This window comes from uncultured Fibrobacter sp. (genome assembly GCF_947305105.1).
Classification (GTDB): domain Bacteria; phylum Fibrobacterota; class Fibrobacteria; order Fibrobacterales; family Fibrobacteraceae; genus Fibrobacter.
Genome location: NZ_CAMZCS010000061.1, coordinates 1 through 6965, shown reverse-complemented (window position 1 = coordinate 6965; position 6965 = coordinate 1). Strand labels below are relative to the sequence as shown.

Genomic DNA, 6965 nt, shown 5'->3' with positions numbered 1-6965 from the left:
CCGCCTGCTACGAGCACGCCGACCCGCGCCAGGGCGAACACCCGCACTGGGGCACCTACATCTTCAACCTCGGCCGCAACGAAGTCAAGAACTTCCTCATCGCGAACGCGATGTACTGGCTCAAGGAATTCCACTGCGACGGCCTCCGCGTAGATGCGGTCGCCTCCATGCTCTACCTCGACTACGGCAAGGGCCCCGGCCAGTGGGTCCCGAACAAGGACGGCGGCAACATCAACTACGATACCATCGAGTTCCTGAAGCACCTGAACAGCATCATGGGCCGCCTCACGCCACACGCCATCCTCATTGCCGAGGAATCCACGAGTTTCCCCTCCATCACGCGCCCGCCGGAGCAGGGCGGCCTCGGCTTCCACTACAAGTGGAACATGGGCTGGATGAACGACTTCCTGAGCTACATCGAGCACGAACCTATCCACCGCAAGTACCACCACAACCAGCTCACCTTCAGCATGGTTTACGCCTACAGCGAGAACTTCATCCAGGTGTTCAGCCACGACGAAGTGGTGCACGGCAAGGGGTCCATGCTCGGCAAGATGCCCGGCGACAACTGGCAGAAGTTCGCGAACCTCCGCCTCACCTACGCGTTCCAGTACGCGCACCCGGGCAAGAAGCTCAACTTCATGGGCAACGAGTTCGGGCAGTTCCGCGAATGGAACGAGAAGCAGTCGCTCGACTGGCACCTGGTCAGCTGGGACAGCCACGGAAAACTTTTGCAGATGATGAAGGTGCTGAACCACCTGTACAAGGAGAACGCGCCCTTCTGGGAAATCGACCACTACTACACCGGTTTCGAATGGATCTGGTGCGACGACGCCGACAACTCCATCGTTTCGTTTGTCCGTAAAGACGACCACGGGAACCAAATCCTGTGCGTGTTCAACTTCACGCCAGTGGTCCGCTACAATTACCGCCTGGGCGCACCCACGCGCGGCAAGTGGAAGGAAATCTTCAACACGGATTCCGAAATGTTCGGTGGTTCCAACGTCGGCAACTTCGGCGAAGTCTGGACGCAAGATGTGCCCTGGCAGAACCGCGATTGCAGCCTGAACATCAAGCTCCCGCCGCTCGCCGCCGTGTTCTTCAGGCTGGAGCGCTAAGATATTCCATGTCACCCCAATACGGGTGGCATGGCTAGTCTTTTAGGCAACGGAGAGCTATTCTTTGACTCTTGCCGTAAGACTCCTTGGATATAAACTGATAATAGTAATTGAAGACGTGGGCATAGGCGCAACTCGTGGAACCGGGAACTTCCCCCGTAGTCCAAAAGGCGGCCGTTTCCAAGGGATAATAGCTGCTCATTTTCGGTTGGAAAGGCAGCGCCGAGAAGCCGAAGCGGTCCGAACCCGTGGGAGCATTCGGATGCTCTTCCCATAAGCTTTTCGCCTTAAGGCTCACGCCAAGGGATTCGCTCTCGTTATTCAGGTCTACGAATTTTTCCAGGAGTTTCCACTCCCGTTCGCTGGGTACGTGCCAGCCCTCCGGACAAATGCCACGGCGTGGAGGGTCGGAAACGGTGAAATAGCAGGAAGCGGTATCGCATTCCGTCGAATCGATAATCTGGTACCACGTATAGCCGCGGCCGTATTTCGCAATGCTGTCCTCGACATTCGGGACGACAACGGATGAATACCGATAGACGAACCGGGAATCCGTCGTCGTGTCGCCAGTGTCGTAATTCAGGTTCTGGGCCATCCACACCTGGTCGCCGATTTCCACCGTGCGGTAGACATGGTTATCCCTTACATCCAGCAATTCGCCATACTCGATTTCAGGGTTCAGGTATTGCGTCGGCTGACACTTGAACTGGTTGCAGTCGTAAAGTTTCGACGGAATCACCTGCACTACGCTGCTGCTCGATTCCGCTTTCGAGCTGGACGAACTGTCGGCGGGTTCAGGGGCCTTGGAGCTGCTCGATGGCTCCTGAACGCCGGAACTGCTCGAAGAACTTGTCTGCGACGAACCTGATTGCGACGAACTCGACGACGTTGCGGAAGACTTGGCCGATTCGGAAGACTTGCCCGATTCGGAAGACTTTGCGGGCACGTCTGACGGTCCATCATCCGGTTCGGAAACCTTGGTGCCGCTCGAAGACGAGGCCACCGAGCTGGACGACTTTTTCTTGCCGGAACTCGACGACGCCTTTGCCGACACGGAGTCTTCGGTGCTGCCCGAGGAATCCTTGAACAACAGGGAACCCAGCGAGGCCTTGCCAGAAGAACTGGAAACATCATCGTCGCTGGAACTCGATTCCTCCACCGCGCTACCTACATTTATCGGATTGGATTCTTTCGAGCCGTCTCCGGAACAGCCGTCAAGGCAAATCGACAGGGCGCACAGCGCAATCAGCATATACAAACAATTCTTCATCTTACTGCGACTCCTTGCCTACCGGACCCGTACCAACTGGTTCACGCCATCTACGCGCAAGATATAGTTCCCCGAGCGGCCCATCGCAATCGTGGCGGCGCCCTGGTAGAGCGTCCCGGACTTCACGACCTGCCCCTGCAAATCCATGAGCACATACTGCGCGGATTCCTTCCCGTAGCGGACATTTATCGAGCGGCCGGAGACATTCACCGCAAAGCCAGGCAGCTTCGTGGCGGCTGGGATCGCCGTCCTGCTGGAAGAGGACTTCTGGCGTTCCTTGCTGGAAGACGAGGCCGTACCGGACGAGGACTTTACGCTGGAAGAGGACTTCGCGCCGGACGAAGATTCGGCACTGGAAGAGGATTCCTCGCGGGATGACGAAACGGCGCTAGACGAAGACCTTGCACTGGACGATGTCTCCACGCTGGACGACGTCTCTACGCTAGACGAGGATGCGACACTGGAAGAGGATTCCCCGCTGGAAGACGACGCGACGCTGGACGAAGACTTCGCGCTCGAAGAGGAGTTGGCGCTGGAATAAGGCCTTACGCTGGAAGAGGAGATTTCCTCCTCATAATAGCTGGACATGGGAACCATCGTGAAACCGGCAAACACGGGATAGCCATCGGTACGGACCCAGACTTTGCTGTCCGCCTCGGTGCCCCCGGTCGTATTCAGGGCGTCACGGAACTCGTCGGTCTTCATGAGGTCAGAAGTCATCGGGGCAAAGAAGTTTACGGAATACGCGTCGTTGACCGCGGCGGAATCGTAGTAGACATAATCATTCTTGGGATGGTCCTCTTCGTAGTTCGAGACGAACGCGTAGACGGCACCCTCGAGTTTCTTTCCGACCACGGTCGCCGTGCTGTACACGTTCTTCACGACCCCTACGGAATCGCCCTTGGCCCATACGCCGCCCGAGAAGCCCCTGGCATCCAGGTTGCCCCAGTTGAACGCATTCGTTATCGACGCCCCGGGCATAATCTCGGCAACGATGCCCGCCACGAAGGAACTGTCCACGTTGTCTTCGCTGTAGATATCGCCAATATTGTAGGCCTGGTTCATGCTCCCCTTGAGGTTTCCGCAGACGCCGCCAATATGGGAGCTCTTTTTCTGCGCCGCATAGCCGTAGAAGATCGGGGCCTCGTTATAGGCGCCCTCCACCACGTTGCACCTTCCCGCGATGCCGCCCACATAGGGTTCGGTTGTGTTCGTGTAGGCATAGTGTTCGTAGGAGACCGAAATGCCATAGACCGGTCCGCGGTTATTGACATTCTCCAGGAGGCTGTCCGAAAGGCCCGCGACGCCGCCCACGTTCGTGAATCCCGCGACACGGCCCAGGTTCTTGGAGTTTTTCAGCTCGCCGAAGTTCTTTCCCGAAACGCCGCCGATGGAAAATGTCGATCTCGCGGTCTCTACATGCGAGTACTCGCATTCGTTGTAGAAGTTCGGGCATTCATGCAGCACGGGCTTCCTGTTCTCGGTGGAATCCACTAGGCCCCAGTTCAAGCCGACAATGCCGCCGATACCATACCTGCTAGGATAGTTCCCTTCTCTGGAAATATCTTCCATAAGGATCCTGCCTTCGTTCAGGACGTTCTTGACAACGCCTCCGCCGAAATTCAGGGCGACAATGCCGGCCATCGCGACGGAGTCCGCGCCGAGAGACGAACTGTAGGCAAAATGGATATTGCCGCTGTTGGAACAGGAATCCACGAGAACCTCGTTGGTCAAGACGATTCCGGCAATCCGCTGCAAATAGCCCCAGGAATTCGCCTTGATGTCGCCCGTGTTGGCGCAGTTGACCACACGACCCGTGGCGCGCGCAATTCCGGCCAGTTCCACGTTGTAGGCGGTCACATTGAACGAAGTCTCGTTCCTGACGTTTTCCATTTTGCCCGGGCCGGTGCCGACGATGCCGGAGAGCTGGACGAAGGCATTGTTCTCCTGGGAAATATCTACATGGCCATGCGCGTAGGCGTTCGTCACGCTGGCGCCAAAGGCGTTATAAGACGCGATACCCGCGATATTGTAATCATGATTTCTCGAGTCGTCGCGATTAATATCGAAAATGAATTCCGCGCTATCGATGGAGCCGTAATTCGAATACACCAGTCCGCCCATGGTCTGCGTCGTATCGAAGGGCTTGGCCTGGACGGAGCAGTTCCTGATATGACCGAGATTGACCTGAGCTATGGCCCCGGCATACTGTTCTACCAAGGCACTTCTGATGTTCAGGTCCTTTACAAGGGCTTCGCTCATGTAATAGGCATAACTACGCCCGCCCGGCAGTTCGTACCATTCGAGATTCGCCCCCAAGGAATCGAACAGGGAATGCCTTAGCCCATAAATGGTATGGTGGTTCCCGTCAAAGATACATGTATCGCAAAGTCCGGTGCGGCCCCTGTACCAATCGTACAGATTATGCTCGGTGGGAGTCAAGGAATCCTTCCCGAGCACGAGGTCGTTCATCAGGATCGCGGAAAGATTCCGGGAATCGTCCCGGTACCACTTCAGCTCCGCAGGCGTATAGATGGCATAGTACAGGCGACCGTCCTTCCGAACAATCTTGTCGATCTTCTGAAAGTCGCCGTTCCATACCTTGAACTCCGGGACGTCGGAAGGCAGGGAATACACGACAAGCGAAGTGTCCTCGATGGTTTCGGAATACCTGGCATACAGCACCGTCGAATCCGTAAAGACATGGTCCACGCCCACCGGGTTCCCTTCACCATCTACCCAGCCGGCAAAATAGTGGCCTTCCTCGGAAACCGGGATTTTCATCTTGTCGAGCTTGCCCTGGTAATCGGTGTAGGCGCTAGTAATAAACACACCATCATCAAGAGCTATGCGGAAAATTTCCTGGTAACCGTCTTTCTTGAAGTCAGGGTATTCACCAGGGATGTATGTCCATTTTCTTTTGCCCTCCAAATCATAAACATCTTCATTCAGGCGACCCGCAAATTCACGTTGTTTCATGGTTTTGGTAGGCAAACCTTCGCACCACACTTCACTCGGTTCATACTCGCCAATAGCACCAATGCATTCTGCATCGGGCAAAAGGTCCTTGTCGTAATAGCTATGCTTGATATAGTCTTCGGCAACACCCGCAAGCGAACCCGTTATGGAATCGCCTTTTACCTTGCCCGAAACATTAATCACATTTTCAAAATTATACCAGCGAGGAATCCATCCTGAAATACCACCTGCAATCTTACCAGTTACCTCGCCTTCGTTTTTCGCAGTCTGCGGCGCGCCCCATGCCACAATGCCGCCTGCAACCATGATGCCGCGAACAGTCCCCTTGTTGACCGCAGCCGCATAAGACGGTCCCTTCCCCAGAATTCCAGCGGCAAAATATCCATAGACATCGCCCAAGTTTAACAGGTTCCAACCCGAAACATTCAAACCGCTAATACCGGCAGCAACACCCAAGGTGTCTGCGATGGTTCCATAGTTCACCACATCATACAAGTCGCGGCCTCTTCCGGCAATACCACCCGCTACGCCAAAATTCATATAGATGTTTCCGCGGTTTTCGCATAAATAGGCGTTACCCAGGTTATTTCCAACAATACCACCCACAAAATTTTCATTTTTACTACTAATCGTATTGGCGTAGGCACTAATGGAATAGTGCCCGCCTATGTAAGTGTTGGTTGTATCACCCTTCACACGAATGTCGGCATAGTTCTTGGCATTTTTCAACACGCCCTTATCCAACACACGACCCACAACGCCACCAATATAATACTCCCCAAAAAGATCGAGATTCATTTGGGCACTATTCGAAACATTCTCTACAGAGCCCAAACCGACTGTACCGATAACTCCACCCACATAGCCCTTAGCATACCGATGAATAGGATCAGTAATTACAATACTACCCTGCCGGGCGTGGCAGTTATAGACCGTGCCGTTGGAATAGCCCACCACAAGCCCTACATTTATGGAATCGCCCATAGTGTTCTGGAGGTCTATATCTATACGGGAATTGGCGACCGTCACGTTGCGAACGACCCCCAGGGTATCCAGGAGACCAAACAGGCCGAAATAATTCGTGTATTTCCTAGTGAGGTTCAATCCATAAACAACGTGGTCTTTTCCATCAAAGGTACCCTTGTACGCACTCCCCTTGTCAATACCGATAATCGGCCATACGGAGCCAGAGTACGAGGAAGAGTCTGAACCAAGCAGAATATCTGCGGTCAGTTCCGCATCCAGTTCCGTCTGCCCGCCGTTGACCTGCTCGGCAAACCATGCAAGTTCCTCGGGGGAAGAAATCTGGTAGACGCCGCCAACTACCGGGGGCTCGGCAACATTGCCGTTCCACACGGCAAAACTATAGATTGCGGTGAATAAAACAAGAAGAACAATTCTCGCCATGGGGACCTCCAAATCAATGTCGAAAATATAAAAAAGATCCCCCGCATTTCTGCAGGGGACCGGATTCAAATTTTGACCGAAAAACTAGTCGATCGTGATGAGTGTCAGCGTGCGCTTGCCCACCTTGATACCCTTGGAGATATCGACAGTCTTAGCCTTCTTGGACGGGTCGTTGGCCCAGCCTTCCTTCA

General features: G+C 54.5%; 3 protein-coding genes. 1 reads left to right on the top strand and 2 read right to left on the bottom strand.

The annotated features are described in order from the left end of the window. On the top strand, positions 1 to 1118 hold a 1118-nt coding region (gene glgB, locus Q0Y46_RS14640; RefSeq protein ID WP_297948530.1), incomplete at its 5' end, for a 1,4-alpha-glucan branching enzyme. Positions 1119 to 1152: 34 nt separating this feature from the next. Here glgB and Q0Y46_RS14635 read toward each other — a convergent pair. Further along, positions 1153 to 2388: an FISUMP domain-containing protein gene (locus tag Q0Y46_RS14635; RefSeq protein ID WP_295684376.1), complete on the bottom strand. Its 1236-nt coding sequence runs from the start codon at positions 2386 to 2388 to the stop codon at positions 1153 to 1155. An 18-nt stretch (positions 2389 to 2406) separates the two neighbouring features. Further along, positions 2407 to 6774 carry a hypothetical protein gene (locus Q0Y46_RS14630; RefSeq protein WP_297948527.1) on the bottom strand — a complete coding sequence of 1456 codons (4368 nt, stop codon included), beginning with the start codon at positions 6772 to 6774 and terminating at the stop codon, positions 2407 to 2409. Between the last annotated feature and the right edge of the window lie 191 nt (positions 6775 to 6965).